The organism is Afipia sp. GAS231, assembly GCF_900103365.1.
Classification (GTDB): domain Bacteria; phylum Pseudomonadota; class Alphaproteobacteria; order Rhizobiales; family Xanthobacteraceae; genus Bradyrhizobium.
In genome coordinates, this window is record NZ_LT629703.1 from 1,299,094 (window position 1) to 1,314,686 (window position 15,593).

General features: G+C 63.8%; 13 protein-coding genes. 7 read left to right on the plus strand and 6 right to left on the minus strand.

Annotated features, from left to right (window positions below):
* Positions 1–12: 12 nt before the first annotated feature.
* From BLS26_RS06310 to BLS26_RS06320, 3 genes are all read left to right on the plus strand, one after another.
* A complete protein-coding gene (locus tag BLS26_RS06310) occupies positions 13–1,254 on the plus strand; it encodes a hypothetical protein (RefSeq protein WP_092509391.1) in 1,242 nt (413 codons plus the stop codon).
* 135 nt (positions 1,255–1,389) lie between these two features.
* Positions 1,390–2,346, plus strand: a complete 957-nt coding sequence (locus BLS26_RS06315) for a diacylglycerol kinase family protein (RefSeq protein ID WP_092509393.1) — start codon at positions 1,390–1,392, stop codon at positions 2,344–2,346.
* An 80-nt stretch (positions 2,347–2,426) separates the two neighbouring features.
* Positions 2,427–3,950: a caspase domain-containing protein gene (locus BLS26_RS06320; RefSeq protein WP_371360785.1), complete on the plus strand. Its 1,524-nt coding sequence runs from the start codon at positions 2,427–2,429 to the stop codon at positions 3,948–3,950.
* 61 nt (positions 3,951–4,011) lie between these two features.
* Here BLS26_RS06320 and BLS26_RS06325 read toward each other — a convergent pair whose 3' ends face one another.
* The 4 genes from BLS26_RS06325 to thiD form a co-directional block, all read right to left on the minus strand.
* Positions 4,012–5,001 carry a threonine/serine dehydratase gene (locus BLS26_RS06325; RefSeq protein WP_092517703.1) on the minus strand — a complete coding sequence of 330 codons (990 nt, stop codon included), beginning with the start codon at positions 4,999–5,001 and terminating at the stop codon, positions 4,012–4,014.
* Positions 5,002–5,140: 139 nt separating this feature from the next.
* Positions 5,141–6,199, minus strand: coding sequence for a glycosyltransferase family 1 protein (locus BLS26_RS06330; protein ID WP_092509397.1), 1,059 nt, complete (start codon positions 6,197–6,199; stop codon positions 5,141–5,143).
* Entirely contained in the window at positions 6,196–7,008 is an 813-nt protein-coding gene (locus BLS26_RS06335; RefSeq protein ID WP_092509399.1) for a UDP-2,3-diacylglucosamine diphosphatase, read from the minus strand. The genes BLS26_RS06330 and BLS26_RS06335 overlap by 4 nt, the downstream gene beginning before the upstream one ends.
* Positions 7,009–7,191: 183 nt before the next feature.
* On the minus strand, positions 7,192–7,992 hold the full coding sequence (gene thiD / locus BLS26_RS06340; protein WP_092509401.1) for a bifunctional hydroxymethylpyrimidine kinase/phosphomethylpyrimidine kinase: 801 nt from the start codon (positions 7,990–7,992) through the stop codon (positions 7,192–7,194).
* 226 nt (positions 7,993–8,218) lie between these two features.
* Between thiD and BLS26_RS06345 the strand changes: the two genes are divergently transcribed.
* Positions 8,219–8,464, plus strand: coding sequence for an Lrp/AsnC ligand binding domain-containing protein (locus BLS26_RS06345; RefSeq protein WP_027541873.1), 246 nt, complete (start codon positions 8,219–8,221; stop codon positions 8,462–8,464).
* 76 nt (positions 8,465–8,540) lie between these two features.
* A complete protein-coding gene (locus BLS26_RS06350; protein ID WP_092509403.1) occupies positions 8,541–9,614 on the plus strand; it encodes an Ldh family oxidoreductase in 1,074 nt (357 codons plus the stop codon).
* Between the two features lie 96 nt (positions 9,615–9,710).
* Here the strand turns inward: BLS26_RS06350 and BLS26_RS06355 are convergent, their stop codons facing one another.
* Positions 9,711–12,128 (minus strand): EAL domain-containing protein, encoded by a 2,418-nt coding sequence (locus BLS26_RS06355; protein WP_092509405.1) that lies wholly within the window; start codon positions 12,126–12,128, stop codon positions 9,711–9,713.
* 318 nt (positions 12,129–12,446) lie between these two features.
* Here BLS26_RS06355 and BLS26_RS06360 point away from each other — a divergent pair, with 318 nt between their 5' ends.
* On the plus strand, positions 12,447–13,571 hold the full coding sequence (locus tag BLS26_RS06360) for an ABC transporter substrate-binding protein (protein WP_244541965.1): 1,125 nt from the start codon (positions 12,447–12,449) through the stop codon (positions 13,569–13,571).
* A gap of 185 nt (positions 13,572–13,756) precedes the next feature.
* Positions 13,757–14,581: a DnaJ domain-containing protein gene (locus tag BLS26_RS06365; RefSeq protein WP_092509407.1), complete on the plus strand. Its 825-nt coding sequence runs from the start codon at positions 13,757–13,759 to the stop codon at positions 14,579–14,581.
* A gap of 19 nt (positions 14,582–14,600) precedes the next feature.
* On the opposite strand, the gene BLS26_RS06370 is transcribed toward BLS26_RS06365, so the two are convergent.
* A complete protein-coding gene (locus BLS26_RS06370) occupies positions 14,601–15,566 on the minus strand; it encodes a cytochrome c (protein ID WP_092509409.1) in 966 nt (321 codons plus the stop codon).
* Between the last annotated feature and the right edge of the window lie 27 nt (positions 15,567–15,593).

Genomic DNA, 15,593 nt, shown 5'->3' on the forward strand with positions numbered 1-15,593 from the left:
GAAGAGATTTGTATGGCCGACGAAGCATTTGCCCTTTCACCGATCTCAGCACGCGCCGCGCTGCCGGGTGAGGAGGACTATGCCGCGATCAGCGAAGCCTTCATGGAGACTTCGCGGGGCCGCTGGTTCCTGACCGAATACGCCAAGCGCAACCGCAATGCCGACACCCGCATGGTGCTCGACGCGGTCGCGCGGATCGAGCAGAGCCTCGCTGCCCAGAAGGAAGAAACCCTCAGCGCGCAGCGCGAAGGCCTTGCCGCCCAGCAGCAGGCTGCAGATGCCGCCACCGCCCAGGCGGCCGCTAAAGCCGCGGCCGCCGCGGCTGAAGCCGCCGACAACCACCTGAAAGCCGCGCTGGCGGCCATCCGCACCGTTGTCGAGACCGCACAGAACTCCGCCACCGAGGCGCTCGACGGCCTCGCGCTGGAGCAGCGCCAGGCCGCCGTCCGCAAGGGCTCCCGGGTGCTGCGGGAGATTGCCTGGCGGTTGCGGGAAATCGGCAATGACGGCCGAATCTGCGACCTGATCGATTCGCAGGTCGCGGTGATCGAAAAGGCCTCGGAAGAAGTCACGACCGAAGAGGCCAAGGCCGCGCTCGGTGCCGCTTTCACCGTGATCGGGGACCGGATCGCGGAATTCGGCAGCAATGGGCGTGCAGACGAGCCGACCGCGGCGATGGCTGAGCCCGTCGATACCATCGCCGTGCAGGAGGCGGCTGAGGCTTCCGCGACGGCATTCGCTGAACCCGCCGAGGCCGTGGCCGCCGAGACCGCGCCTACGCAGACTTCGTTTGCGGAAGCGGCGGCCATCGAAAGCGCAGACGTCGAAGTTGCGCTGGCATCGGACGAAACGCTTGAGGTGACTGACGTCACCGATACCGCCGTCACCGATGAGGCCGCCGACGCCCAGGACGAGGCGATCCTCGACATGATCGCGATGGAGATGGGCGCGCCGGATCCGATCGATGACGACGAGATCGCAGCAGCGATGGCCGAACCGGCGCACTTCGCCGAGCCCGTGCCGGTCGAACAAGCCATCATCGCGGAAGTAGCAGAACCGGTCGCAGCCGTCGTCGTACCACGGGTTGAGATGCCGCCGCAGCCCGCAGCGGTTGCCGCGCCTGCGGTGGAGATGTCGCTCGGCTCGAGCATTCTCGCCAGCGGCATGTTCAGCAAGCCCGCCAAGCCGGCCAACGATCCGCTGGCGCCGATCCGGCGCATGAGCCAGATCGAGAAGATCGCGTTCTTCTCGTAAGAGGCCGAGCGCGCTTAGCGCCTACGCCCAAGATTCCCATCTCGTTGTGTGCGCCTGCGAACACTTCGCTTTCCGGTTGCTTCGGCCGTCCGCCGGCCTCAAGCTGGCAGGATCGTCTTCTGCGGGGAGATCGCGGTGAAAACCAGGGTCATCGTCAATCCGATGGCGAACAAGGGCAATTGCGGCAAGCGCTGGCCCCAGATTCGTGCCGAACTGGAAAACCATCTGGGCCCGCTCGCAGCCGACGACGTCGTGATGACGCGCGAACGCAATCATGGAACGGTGCTGGCGCGTGAAGCCGTTGCGGCCGGCTACCGCCGCCTGATCTCGGTCGGCGGCGACGGCACGCTCAGCGAAATCCTGAACGGCGTGATAGCGGATGATCGGCTGATCGCACCCGATCTGGTGCTGGCGCAACTGCCCGGCGGAACCTCGAACGAGTTATCCCGTTCGTTCGGCCAGATCTCGCTTACCGATGCCAGCAGGGCCATCGCGTCGGGAACTACGCGCGAGATCGACGTATTTCGCGCCGAGGCCAGGGGCTATGCGGGCGAGCAGGTGACCCGCTACGGCTTCCTGCTCGCGATCGTTGGCGCCGCCGCCACGATCTCATGGCGGGCCCAGCGGGTGCCGCTGCTGAAGCGGCTTGGCCCGGTCAGCTACGTCCTGATGACCGCGTTTACCTCGCTGACCTACAGCCCGCGCGCATACCGCATCAGGGTCGATGATGAAGCCGAACAGACGCTGCCGATGTGGGCGCTGCTGCTTTGCAGCTTCGACGGCGCGGGCGAAGGGTTGATGCTCGCACCCGGCGCCGACCCGGGCGACCGCAAACTCGACCTCATCACGGTCGGCGACATGGGGCGATGGGAAAGCCTGACGAAAATCGTCCCTCGTCTCGGTGACGGCAGCTATCTCGCTCACCCCAAGGTCACACGGCGCCACGCGACGCGGATCATGATCGACAGCGATCAAATGGTCCAGGCCGACGTCGACGGCGAAAGCATCGGCCAGTTGCCGATGTCGGTCGCGCTGCTGCCGTTGCGCGTGACCGTGGCGGTCAACCGTTCCGCGTCAGAAGCCGGACGGTGACCGGCGTCACGTACACCGAAGCACCCCCGGCCTAGCGTCTCCTTTCGAAGATCTCGCGTCGAGATTGGAAGGAGGACGCCATGTCCTGGCTAAATATGTCCTGTTTGAATATCTCCTGTTTGAATATGTCCCGCTTCAAATCCTTGCTGGTGTGCGCCGGCTTGCTCGGCAGCCTGCTGGGCTTCGCTGCCACGGGTGCCGCTTTCGCTGAAGCGCCCAACGCGGAGGTCGGCGGTACCGCTTTGTCGTCGTCGATCGGGGAGCCGCGGGTCGCGCTTGTTATCGGCAATTCGAACTACCAGAGCGCGTCAAAACTCGCCAACCCCGGCCACGACGCCCAATCGATGGCGCAATTGTTGAGCTCCGCGGGCTTCGAAGTGACCGAGGCAATCGACCTGACACGCAACGACATGGTCAAGGCCATGCAGGATTTCTCCGCCAAAATTACCGCACGCGGGCCGAAGACGGTCGCCATGATCTATTATGCCGGCCACGGCGTACAGCTCGCGGGCGAAAACTACCTGCTTCCGGTCGATGCAAAAATCTCCGCGCCCGCCGATCTCGACGGCAATTCGCTTCGCCTGGTCGACGTGATGGGGACGCTGGAATCGATTCCGAGCCGGATGCGCATCGTCGTGCTCGACGCTTGCCGCAACAACCCGTTCCCCGGCGTCAGCGATGCCGGCCGCGGCCTTGCGATCGTCGATGCGCCGAACGGTTCGATCGTCGGCTATTCGACGGCGCCGGGCATGGAAGCCCAGGACGGCGACAGCAATCACAGCCCGTATACGCGGGCCTTCCTGCAGCGCGCACGCGAACCCAATCTGCCGATCGAGCAACTGTTCAAGCGCGTGCGCCTCGACGTCAACGATGCCACCGAGGGTCGCCAGACGCCGTGGGAAAGCTCGTCGCTGACCAGCGAATTCTATTTCTTCGGCGACACTGCGATGGCCGCCGCCAGGACGCCCGATCACAGTCCGATCATCCAGATTGCGTCCAACCTGCCCTCGCGTTCGGTGCGTCAGGCCTATGACTATGTGCTGTCGGAAGCCTCGCCCGACTATTATGAGGAGTTCATCCGCCTTTATCCGCGCGATCCCCTGTGCGACCGGATTCGCCATCTGCTCGGCAACTGGCTGGAGGCAACGGCGTGGCACAAGGCGGTGCTGGCGAATTCACCGGTCGTCTACAAGGCCTTCCATGACAGCTACGCCAGCAGCCCCTATGCGCAATCCGCGTTGAGGCTGCAGGCGCAGCCGAGGGCCATGCCGCTGATGCAATTTACGCGGCTGACGCGGTCACCCTCGATCAATGTCACAAATTCAGGCCTGTCGAAGGATCATATGCCGATGCAAGGCGCATCGAAGATCACCACCCTGCGCGGCAAGGGGTCGAACCTTGGAGCCAATAACGGCGCGGGCAAGATATCGAACCTGCCGAACAAGAACGCCGATCCAATACGGATGAAAAACCACAAGCCCGCAGGCACGATCACATCGCGTAGGTTCGGCGGCGGCACCGGCGGCAGTTCCGGCCCGCACCTTGCCTCTTCGCCGTCCCGCAACTCATTCAATTCGTTGGGCGGTCACGGCGGCAGGCATTGAGTCTGCAAAGAACAAAAAGGGCGGAGTTCATGCTCCGCCCGAATTTATTTTGATGATTCGATCACGCCACCAGTTTGGCGAACAAATCCGCGTCGACATTGCCGCCCGAGAGCACGATGACGACGTTCTTGCCCTTGACGTCGATCCGGCCGGCCAGCAGTGCGGCAAGGCCAACGGCGCCGCCGGGTTCGACCACCAGCTTCAATTCCCGATAGGCATAGGCAACCGCAGCACCGACTTCCTCGTCGGAAGCCGTCACGCCGTTCGCCAGTAGCTTGCTGTTGATCGAGAAGGTCAGTTCGCCCGGGATCTGCGCCATCAGCGCGTCGCAGATGGTCCGGCCGGCGGCGTGATGCGCCTCGCGATGTCCGGCGCGTAGCGACAGTCCGTGGTCGTCATAGTCCTTGGGCTCGGCGACGATGATCTGGGCTTGCGGAAACTTTGCCTTCACGGCGGTGGCCACGCCCGCAATCAGGCCGCCGCCGGACGCCGGCGCCACCACGATATCGGGCGACAATCCCATTGCCGCCATATCCTCGGCGATTTCGCGGCCCGCGGTACCCTGCCCCGCGATCACGAACGGATCGTCGTAGGGGCGCACCAGCGTCGCGCCGCGCTTGGCGGCGATGCCGTTGGCGATGGCCTCGCGGTCTTCCTTGTCGCGGTCATACAGCACGACCTCGGCGCCATAGCCCTTGGTGCGCTCGCGCTTGGTGACGGGCGAATCGAGCGGCATCACGATCGTCGCCTGCATGTTCAGGATCTGCGCCGCCGCGGCCACGCCCTGGGCGTGGTTGCCGGACGAGAACGCGACCACGCCGCCGCTACGCTTGTCCTGCGGGATCGACGACAGCTTGTTGAAGGCGCCGCGGAACTTGAACGACCCGGTCCGCTGCAGCATTTCGGGCTTCAGGAACACCCTGGTCCCGGCGCGCTCGTTGAGAACGGGGAACGACAGCAATGGGGTGCGCACCGCAAACGGCGCAACCACCCGCGCCGCCGCATCGATATCCGCAGCGCCGACCGCTGCAATGGGGGTTGTTTCGGTCATACGCCGTTGTATCGCGCCGGCGGACCGCGGGGAAGCTACATTCAGCATGATCCCGAAAAGTGGGAACCGGTTTTCGGAAAAGATCATGCTCAATCAACAACCTGCGAGCGGGATGGAATCATCCCGCTTGCCGGTGAGCTTAAGCCGCGAAATGCGGGTCTTCCGCCACAAATTCGACCGCATCGCCGTCCGCGTCAGCCGAGCCGACATTTTGGGCATGGTCGACAAAGACGCGCGCCGATGCCTGCCAGGTGTGGGCGGCGGCGAATTCGATGCAGGTCTCGCGCGGAATATGCAACGCGTCGAGGCAGGCCTTGTGCAGATCGTCGTTCAGGACGCCAACCGGCGCCGACCCGATAACGTCGCGGGGACCGGTGACCGGGAACGCCGCCACCGGCAGGCCGCTGGCAAGCGCCTCCAGCAGCACCAGGCCGAAGGTATCGGTCTTGCTCGGGAACACGAAGATATCGGCGGCCGCGTAGATTTCAGCCAGTTCCTCGCCATGCCGCGCGCCGAGGAAGACGGCGTCCGGATATTTGCGCTCCAGCGCCGCGCGCGCCGGCCCGTCGCCGACGACGAGCTTGGTGCCGGGCAGATCGAGGTCGAGGAAGGCTTCCAGATTTTTCTCGACCGCGACGCGGCCGACGCTGAGGAACACCGGCGTCGGCAAACAGAGGTCGATATCGCGCGGATGAAACAGCGAGGTGTCGACGCCGCGCGACCACAGCACCACGTTGCGAAAGCCGCGCATGCGCAATTCGGCCGCCAGCGCCGGCGTCGCCGCCATCACCGCCTGGCTCGGCCGATGGAAGGCGCGCAGCACGCGCCAGACCCAGGATTCCGGGATCGGCGACCGCGCCGACACGTATTCGGGGAAACGGGTGTGAAAGCTGGTCGTGAATGGCAGGCCGCGCTTGCGGCAATAGCGCCGCACCAATAGCCCGATCGGGCCTTCGGTTGCGATATGGATGCTGTCGGGCTTTGCCGCGTCGATCAGCTCGGCGATCTTCCAGGGGCTCGGCAAAGCGAGCCGCAAATCCGGATAGCTCGGCATCGCAAACGTCCGGAACGATTGCGGCGTCAGAAAGCTGACGTCGACGCCGAAACCTTTTGCCGCTTCCGCCATCATGGTCAGCGTCCGAACCACCCCGTTTACCTGGGGATGCCACGCATCGGTCGCGACCAGGATATGCGTCATGCGGCGCGCGCCGCCACGCGGGGAACCGGCGCTGCCCGGCGCAGCGGATCGGTCCAGGTGATGATTTCGAACCTTCCATCCTCGTGCTCGGCGAGCGCGGTGCAGCTCTCGACCCAGTCGCCGCAGTTCATGTAGCGGATGCCGTGCTCGTCGCGGATGGTGGCGTAGTGGATGTGGCCGCAGATCACGCCGTCGGCGCCGTGACGCCGTGCCTCGCCGGCCAGCGTCTTCTCGAACGCCCCGATATAGTTGACGGCGTTCTTGACCTTCAGCTTCGCCCATTGCGACAGCGACCAGTACGGCACGCCGAACATGCGCCGGAAGAAGTTGACCAGCCGGTTCATCTGAATGGCGAAATCATAGGCCTTGTCGCCGAGATGGGCGAGCCAGCGCGCGTTCTGCACCACGAGATCGAAGATGTCGCCGTGGATCACCAGATAGCGCTTGCCGTCGACGCCTTCATGAATGGTGTTTTCCACCACGTCGATGCCGCCGAAATGCGTGCCGTAATAGTTGCGCAGGAACTCGTCGTGATTGCCCGGCACATAGATGACCTTGGCGCCCTTGCGCGCCTTGCGCAGCATCTTCTGCACGAAGTCGTTGTGCGATTGCGGCCAGTACCAGCCGGACTTCAGCGCCCAGCCGTCAACGATGTCGCCGACCAGATAGATGGTGTCGGCGTCGTGGGTTCTGAGAAAGTCCAGCAACCGGTCGGCTTGCGAGCCGCGGGCTCCGAGATGGACGTCGGAGATAAACAAAGTGCGAAAGCGCCGTTCGGGGCTTTCTTCACTCAAGGAGTCACTACCCATGCGTCATGCACCTATCGGATTCCTGTGACAGAGCGATGACGATTCTCGACGATCCTTGGCGTTAACCGCGTCACTAGAATCAGTCTTGCGCCCCCGCTGATCGCGAATATCAGCGCGATGCGACAGTGAGGCGACATACCGCGGTGGAACCGTGATTTTGCGGAGATCCGATCCGGGAACCGGTCAGTAAAACTTCTGGAAATGATGGATCGGGCCGTGGCCATGGCCGACGCTGAAGCGATCCGCCGCTGATATCGCGGCGCTGACGAAGGCCTTGGCGTTGCGAACGGCGGTTTCCATGGCTTCGCCCTTGGCAAGACCTGCCGCGATCGCCGACGACAGCGAGCAACCGGTGCCATGGGTATTTTTTGTGGCGACGCGCGGCGCCGCCAGCGCGATGACACCCTTTGCATCGATCAAATAGTCGATGCTCTCACTGCCCTGCCCGTGGCCGCCCTTGATCAGCACCGCCTTGCATCCCATCGCCAGCAATCGCCTGCCCTGATCTTCGACCGCGGCTTCGCTCATCGCAATTGGTTCATCCAGCAGCGCCGCGGCCTCCGGCAGGTTCGGTGTGATCACGGCCGCAAGCGGAATGAGTTTGCTGCGTAACGCCTCGACCGCCTCGGCGGCGAGCAAACGGTCGCCTGAGGTTGCCACCATCACCGGATCGAGCACGACATGTTTCGGCGACCAGCGAGTCAGCCCGGCGACGATCGCGTCCATCACCGCAGGCTGCGCCACCATGCCGATCTTGACGGCGCCAACCGCCAGATCGGAAAACACCGCGTCGATCTGCGCGGTGACGAATTCGGCTGGCACCGCATGGATGCCGCTGACGCCTTGCGTGTTCTGCGCCGTCAGCGCGGTAATGACGGAGGCGCCATAGACGCCGAGGGCCGCAAACGTCTTCAGGTCGGCCTGGATGCCGGCGCCGCCGGAGGAGTCCGAGCCGGCAATTGTCAGCGCGATCGGCGTCGTCATGTCCGGGCTCGCGCAAATGGTGTGTTCGGGGCCATAAGCTGTCCTAGCGCGGCGGGCAATCGGCAGCAAGTTGGCTTGCCTTTGGCCCCTGTTTTTGGCTAGAGCCCGGTCTGATTGCATTAGACCCGGCTCTAGTCTTTTGTTTTGACGCGTTTTCTAGACGCGAACCGGTGTCCACTTCGCTCGAAAACGCTATAGTGCGGCCAACGATTTCCGGAGACACGCAATGGTTCCCTTCTTCGTCCAATTCAAATGCAAGCTCGGCCAGTCCTATGCCGTCGCCAATGCGCTCGCGGAAGCCGAGATCGCCTCGGAGATCTATTCCACCGCCGGCGACTATGATCTGCTGGTCAAGTTCTACGTCGACAACGACACCGACATCGGCCATTTCGTCAACGAAAAGGTACAGGTGATTCCCGGCATCCAGGACACCCACACCATCATTACCTTCAAAGCCTTCGGCCCGGGTTAGGGTCAATCCGCCTACCGCATTGCCGTCAAAAAATTCGCGCCGGGCGCATTGAACGCCGCGGCCACCGGGAGTTCTGATGTCCGAAACCACCGTCACGTTGAGCCGCCTCACAGCGTTCATTCAGGAAGCACTGACGAAGGTGGGCCTGCCGCAACAGGATGCCGCTGTTGTCGCCGGCCTGATGGCGGAGGCCGACCTGCAGGGCTCGGACGGACACGGCGTGACCCGGCTGCCGCAATATATCAGGCGCATCAAGGCCGGCGGCTTCAACGTCCGGCCGAACATCCATGTCGTCCACGATCACCTCTCTACCGCGGTCTTGAACGGCGACAACGGCATGGGTCATCTGGTGATGAAGCGCGCGGCCGAGATGGCGATCGAGAAAGCGCGCACGACCGGGATCGCCTGGGTCAACTCGCAATTCTCCAACCACGCCGGCCCCGCCTCGCTTTACGCATCGATGCCGCTCGCCCATGACATGGTCGGGCTCTATTTCGCGGTCGGCAACGCCAACCATCTGCCGCCCTGGGGCGGCCTCGACATGCTGCTGTCGACCAACCCGATCGCGGCTGCAATACCCGCCGGCGACGAGAAGCCGATCGTGCTCGACATGGCGACCACGGTTGCCGCCTACGGCAAGGTCAAGACCAAGGCGCTGCGCGGCGAGACCATGCCGGAGGGGTGGATGATCGATCGCGCCGGCAAGCCGCTGACCGATCCGAAGCGCGCCGACGAGGGCATGCTGCTGCCGCTCGGCGGCATGGAAGCCGGCTACAAGGGTTATGGCCTTGCCATGATCATCGGCCTGCTCGCGGGCACCCTCGGCGGTGCCGCGATGGGTAAAGACGTGATCGACTTCAACCATGACGACGACAGCGTCACCAACACCGGCCAGGCCATCTGCGCCATCAACGTCGCCGCCTTCGGCGACGTCGCCACCTTCAAGAAAAGCGTCGACACGCTGGTGCTCGATTTCCGCAACAGCGAGCGCATGCCGGGCGTGCAGCGCATCCTGGTGCCGGGCGAACGCAGCTTTGAGACGCGGGTGAAGCGGACGCGGGATGGAATCCCGGTCGCCCCTGCCCTGATGCGCGGACTGGATCAGGTCGCCGACGATCTCGGGATCGCAAGGCTGGCGTCTTTTGTTTGACGCGTTTTCTACCGCAGATAAGTCTACGCAATCTGCGTAAACTTGATTGCTGTGCGAACCGGTTTCCACTTCGCTCAAAAACGCTATGGCGCAAACTTACGCCGCGTCCTGGCGCGAGCGAAAAACCTGCGGCTGGCGTTCCAGTTCGTCGATCGGCATCGGCCGGCCCATCAGATAGCCTTGCGCGAAGTTGACCCCCATCGCCTTCAGCCGCTCATACTGTTCCCGCGTCTCCACGCCTTCGACCGTCACCGACATGTCAAGACCGAGCGCCAGCGTCAGGATCGAGCAGATGATCGCCGTGCTTTTGTGATTCCGCGTCAGATCGGCAGTGAACGACTTGTCGATCTTGATCTTGTTGAACGGGAATGCGGTCAGGCTGCCGAGCGATGAATATCCGGTGCCGAAATCGTCGAGCGCCAGCGAAATCCCGATGCCCCTCAGCCGTTCGATGAACGCATGGTTTTCCAGCGCGCGTTCCAGCAGCACGGATTCGGTGATCTCGATCTCCAGCCGCTCCGGCGGCAGGCCGGAATTCTTCAGCGCCGACTTGATCATGTCGAACAGTTCGGCCTGCTTGAACTGGACCGGCGACAGGTTGACGGCGACCTTGATGTCCGCCGGCCAGGTCATCGCGTCGTCGCAGGCGCGCCGGATCACCCATTCGCCGAGCGGAATGATCAGGCCGGTCTCCTCGGCCAGCGGAATGAACTGGTCGGGCGGGACCAGTCCACGGGTCGGATGTCGCCAGCGCACCAGCGCTTCCGCGCCCCGCCGTTGGCCGGTCTGCATGTCGAAGAACGGCTGGTAGTGCACCTCGAACTGACAGCGCGCGATGGCGTCGCGCAAGTCGCCCTCGAGGGTGTTGCGGGCCTCGAGGTCGGCCGACATCGCCTCGTCGTAGACCGTGTAGCAGTCCCGGCCCGCCGATTTCGAACGGTATAGCGCCAGATCGGCCTTTTTCAGCAGCTCGCCGTCGCCGTCGCCGTGCTCGGGCGCCAGCGCAATCCCGATGCTGGTTCCGATTTCGACGCGATGACCCGGCAGCATGAACGGCTCGGTGACGAGTTTGGAAATTCGCGCCGCCAATTCGATCGAACCGGAGCGCTGGTCATCACATGCCGCCTGGATTACCGCAAATTCGTCGCCGCCAAGCCGCGCCAGCACGTCGGTAAAGCGCAGCGTCGATTTCAGGCGATGCGCTACCTGACGCAGCAGTTCGTCGCCGGCGGCATGACCGAGCGAGTCGTTGACGTTCTTGAAGCGATCGAGGTCGAGCATCAAGACCGAGAACGTCCCGCCGCGCTGTCGTTCGCATGAATTGATGTCGTTCAGCCGCTCGAGAAAGAACGCCCGGTTCGGCAGTCCGGTCAGGATGTCGGTCTGCGCCAGCTCCAGCACGCGCCGGTTGGCGCGCGCGAGCTGCAGCGAGTTGCGGCTGGCCAGCCACAGATAGGCGGCGAGGAACAAAGTGATGATGATGCCCGCAGCGAGCACCGCCAGCGCGCGGTAGCAGAACGCGATCAACGGACCACCGGCGGCGGGAGCGGCACGCACCTGCCAGCTGGCGTCACCGATATTGAGCGCGCCCAACCATTGCGGCGCCTGCGCCAGATATTTCTTCGAAGCCGGTGTCAGTCGCTCGGAGGAAAAATCCGGAGCATCTTCCGTCGTGGCTCCATCAGGGTAGACACTGACGGCAACCGCCGGACTTGCCGCAGTCGTGGCGCGGATCGACTGCAGCAACAGCGGTAAATCGAACACGCCAACGACAAAGCCGGCGAGGTTGCGCCTTCGGTCGGCGGTTGTCGTCCGCGATGTTCCCTTGACGTAGATCGGTACGCTCACAAACACGCCGATCGGCCGGACGCCTTCTTTTGGCTGGTAAAGCCGCGAGCGCAACACCGTGATCTGATCGTTGTCCCGCGCGCGCTCCAGCGCGGCATGCCGCTCCGGGTCGGCCGAATAATCCAACCCGTAGACCGGCGAGGTCTTCGGCTCGGTGGAATAGAAAACGGCAAAATATTCGTCCTTCTGCGGCGCGGTCACGTAGTTGCCGTCCTGCTGGAAGGATTTGATGCGATAGCCGGAGACGCCATCGCCAATCGCTGCCGCCTCGTATTCGGCGCGCTCCTTGCGGTTGATCCGCGGCAGCCAGGCGACCCGAAGCATGCCCGGATGACGTTCGAACAGTCGTCCGCTGAAGGTCTCGAACTCGCTGCGGGTAACCTCCTCATTGGCGGATTCGAACAGGGTGCGCAGCGCCACCAGCCGGCTGATATACTCGTTCATGCCGTTCTGCAGGATGATCGCCTGGGTTTCGGCGACGCCCTCGAACTCAACGTTGGCGACGCGCTGCTCCCAGCGGGCAACGGCAAAGGCTCCCGCCAATGACAGCATGACGCCGATGGCCATGGCGATCGCGGCCGGTCCAAACGCCGACCGCATCAACCGGCTCCGGCGCCTTCCCGGCACGTCATCCCCATGACGGCCTTCTGAATCTCGCTGGCTCATATCCGTCAGTTTCGCCCGGCCCACGCTTCACCGAAACTCCTGTTCCGGTGCCCACGAACATCGGACATAGACTTGCGTTAAAAACTCAAGAATCCCGCGCCATACCCCGGCCGGTTTGGCAGGCTTAGTTAACGATCCGGCCGTCAACGCACGCGCGGCGGCACATTTCTCCGGGATACTACGGGGGCGAACGCGCGCCCGAAGTTAGCGAGGTCTTCACGCCGTGGAAATATCGTCGGCGCGGAGAATGTGTTCTTCGTTCCGCAAGATGTCGCCATGAATCAATTGCCACCTAAGATCGTTGCAAGCATCGTCGCCATGTTCGCCGCAGCATGCCCGTTGCATGCCGTGGCCGACGAGGCGGGCGTAAGCGCCGACACCATCCTGTTCGGCCAGGTCGCGGCCCTCGAAGGCCCGTCCTCGGCGCTCGGACAGGGCATGCGGCAGGGCATCGTTGCCGCGTTCAACGAGGTCAACGCAAAGGGCGGAATTCACGGCCGCAAGCTCAGTCTCCTCAGCCGCGACGACGGCTACGATCCCGACCGGGCGGTCGTGCAGACCAAGAGGATGATCGAGGAAGACAACGTCTTCGCGCTGATCGGCGCCGTCGGCACGCCGACGGCGGTCGCTACCGTTCCGATCTCGAACGCGAGCGGCGTGCCGTATATCGGTCCGTTCACCGGCGCCGAATTCTTGCGCAATCCGGCGCTTACCAGCGTCGTCAACATCCGCGCCAGCTACAGCGCCGAGGCCGAGGCCTGGGTCAAGCATCTGACCGAGGATCTTCACTTCACCAACATCGCAATCTTCTACCAGGACGATGCCTTCGGCCGCGACGGTCTGGCCGGCGTCAAACATGCGCTGGAAAAGCGCGGCCTGGAACTGAGCGCCGAGGGCACCTTCGAACGCAACACCAGGGCGGTCGGCGGAGCGCTGCGGGTGCTCAAGCGCGCGGAGCCGCAGGCCGTGGTGATGGTCGGAACCTATGGACCGTGCGCCGAGTTCATCAAGCTCGCGCACAAGGCCGGCTTCCATCCGACCTTCGTCAACATCTCGTTCGTCGGCGCCAACGCGCTGGCGCGCGAGCTCGGCGCGGCCGGCGAAGGCGTCGTCGTCTCCCAGGTGGTGCCGTTTCCGTGGGACGTCTCGCTGAAAGTGGTCGCCGATTATCAGGCGGCCCAGCGGGCGCTCGACCCCGGCCTGACGCCGGATTTCGTCTCGCTGGAGGGATATCTCTCGGGACGTCTCGCCGCCGCAGCACTCGAGATGGCCGGACCGAACCCGACGCGCGCCGGCCTGCTGCAGCTCATCAATGAAGTCGGCAAATTCGACGTCAGCGGCAGCGTCATCACCTTCGGCTCGCAAATGCTCGACGCGCCGCCGAAAGTCTTCCTCACCGTCATCCAGAAGGACGGCTCCTTTCGGGCCGTCGACAGGCTGTGACGCCGGCGGCTCACCGCTCAAATTAACCATGTTCGCGACCGCCGGTCCGGTCGCGGCAATATGGCAAGATTTTGCCATATCAGGATCATTCTACCGCCTTGAAAATTTCGGTTAGCTTGCGCAGTCGTCGATCGGAAACTCCGCGTGAGGGATTTTCCGAGGGGGAAATAGTCGCGAGTACCACCATGGGGACGCTCTACGATCTGCTCGGAGCCCTTCCGGGCGATGATGCCGATGGGTTGCGGGCTGCATTTCGCAGGGCCGCCAAGGCCACCCATCCCGATATGAATGCCGACGATCCGGAAGCCCCCAGGCGATTCCGCGAGCTGATGCGCGCCTATGACATCCTGATCGATACTGACCAGCGCGCGACGTATGACGAACTGCTTGCCATTGCGCTGCAACCGCCCGCCGCCGCGAAGTCGACACACGTCTACGAGCGCGTGCGCAAATATGCCTCCAACACGATGGCGGCAACGATCATTTCCGGCTTGCTGGTTGCCGGGTACACGCTGTTCGGACATTTTTCGGACGCGCCCGGCGCTGCGGAATTCCTGACCAGCAGGACCGCAGGTCAATCGGACCAGACCGCCCTGGCCGCGACATCCGAAGCCGACGTCGAAACCATCAGGCCCGCTTCACCGGCGGATGCGGAAGCCGCCAATGCCATGATCGTCACGGCAGCCTTGAACCGAAGCAGCGCACCGGCAAGCCGCAGCACCGAGCTGGCGCATCGCTTCACGCTGGACAACTTGTGGACCCGGCGCGATCCGGTCCTGGCCGTGACTTATCTCGATCGCGACATCATCCTGTATCGGGCATCCAAACTCGACCGCGCGTTCGGCAGCATGGCGCAGGTCAAGCCTGCCGCCGATTCCGGCCGGCCGAAGATTTCCGCGCCGGCGTCGCGCAGGGTATCGACGGTGCGGATCCCCGAGGTCAGGGAGCCGGAGGTCAGGGTCCCCTTGCCACCGCGACGCGCGCCGATGATCGCCGCCCTCACCCCGTGACGGCGCGCTGTCGCGTGTCCTAACTGCCGCTTGTTTTCTTCTTCGGCTTCGGCGGTCCCTCGACCGGCGGCAGCGACTTGAGATATTCCGCGATCATCGCACGATCCGACGCGGGCAGTTGCGAGGTGTTGCGGATCACGCGCGCCATCGATCCTCCGGCGCTGTCACCGTCGGGCATCTGCCCGGTTTCGAGGAAGTAGTCGATATCCTTGGCGCTCCACTCGGCCAGACCCTTCTGGGTGATGTTGGGCACCCAGCCCTCGCCATCCGGATTCGGTCCGCCGGCGAAGCGTTGCGCCGCGACGATGCCGCCGAGAAAATTGCGTGGGCTGTGGCACTCGGCGCAATGGCCGAGACCGTTGACGAGATAGGCGCCGCGATTCCATGTCGCCGAATGCGCGGCATCCGGCACGAACGTCTTGCCGTCGGTGAACAGAAATTTCCACACCCCGACATTGCGACGAACGTTGAACGGAAACGGCACGTCATGATCTCGCACCTTGCCGGACACCGGCGCCAGCGTTTTCAGATAGGCGAACAGGTCTCTGATGTCCTCGACCCTGGCATGCTGGTAGGAGGCGTAGGGAAAGGCCGGGAAATAATGCGCCCCCTTCGGCGAGGTCCCCTTCATCACCGCGGTGACGAAGTCGGCCTCGGACCAGCGGCCGATGCCGTCGTTCGGATCGGGCGAGATGTTGGGGACATAGAAGGTGCCGAACGGCGAGGTGATCGCAAGCCCGCCGCCGAGCTTCAGCCGGTCGGGCTGGTTGGGGACCGCATGGCAGGAGGAACATCCGCCGGCATTGAACGTTGTGAGACCGTTGGCAAGGATAGGCGCACGGGGAGGAAGCGAGCTTGAAGCGACGACCGCGGGGATCGTCAGCCACCAGAAAATGCCAAGACCAATGCCAAGACCGGCGATGCCGGCCAGAACCAAGCCAAGGAGAGTTCGTCCGAGAGTTCGTCCGAGAATTCGTCGTAACATTCACCAATCCGTCATCAGCGGCCCCGA

Coding starts and splice junctions, on each gene's coding strand:
- BLS26_RS06310 (WP_092509391.1), top strand. CDS start 13: ATGGCCGACGAAGCATTTGCCCTTTCACCGATCTCAGCACGCGCCGCG.
- BLS26_RS06320 (WP_371360785.1), top strand. CDS start 2,427: ATGTCCTGGCTAAATATGTCCTGTTTGAATATCTCCTGTTTGAATATG.
- BLS26_RS06325 (WP_092517703.1), bottom strand. CDS start 5,001: ATGACCGAAACAACCCCCATTGCAGCGGTCGGCGCTGCGGATATCGAT.
- BLS26_RS06330 (WP_092509397.1), bottom strand. CDS start 6,199: ATGACGCATATCCTGGTCGCGACCGATGCGTGGCATCCCCAGGTAAAC.
- BLS26_RS06335 (WP_092509399.1), bottom strand. CDS start 7,008: ATGGGTAGTGACTCCTTGAGTGAAGAAAGCCCCGAACGGCGCTTTCGC.
- thiD (WP_092509401.1), bottom strand. CDS start 7,992: ATGACGACGCCGATCGCGCTGACAATTGCCGGCTCGGACTCCTCCGGC.
- BLS26_RS06345 (WP_027541873.1), top strand. CDS start 8,219: ATGGTTCCCTTCTTCGTCCAATTCAAATGCAAGCTCGGCCAGTCCTAT.
- BLS26_RS06350 (WP_092509403.1), top strand. CDS start 8,541: ATGTCCGAAACCACCGTCACGTTGAGCCGCCTCACAGCGTTCATTCAG.
- BLS26_RS06355 (WP_092509405.1), bottom strand. CDS start 12,128: ATGAGCCAGCGAGATTCAGAAGGCCGTCATGGGGATGACGTGCCGGGA.
- BLS26_RS06360 (WP_244541965.1), top strand. CDS start 12,447: ATGTTCGCCGCAGCATGCCCGTTGCATGCCGTGGCCGACGAGGCGGGC.
- BLS26_RS06365 (WP_092509407.1), top strand. CDS start 13,757: ATGGGGACGCTCTACGATCTGCTCGGAGCCCTTCCGGGCGATGATGCC.
- BLS26_RS06370 (WP_092509409.1), bottom strand. CDS start 15,566: ATGTTACGACGAATTCTCGGACGAACTCTCGGACGAACTCTCCTTGGC.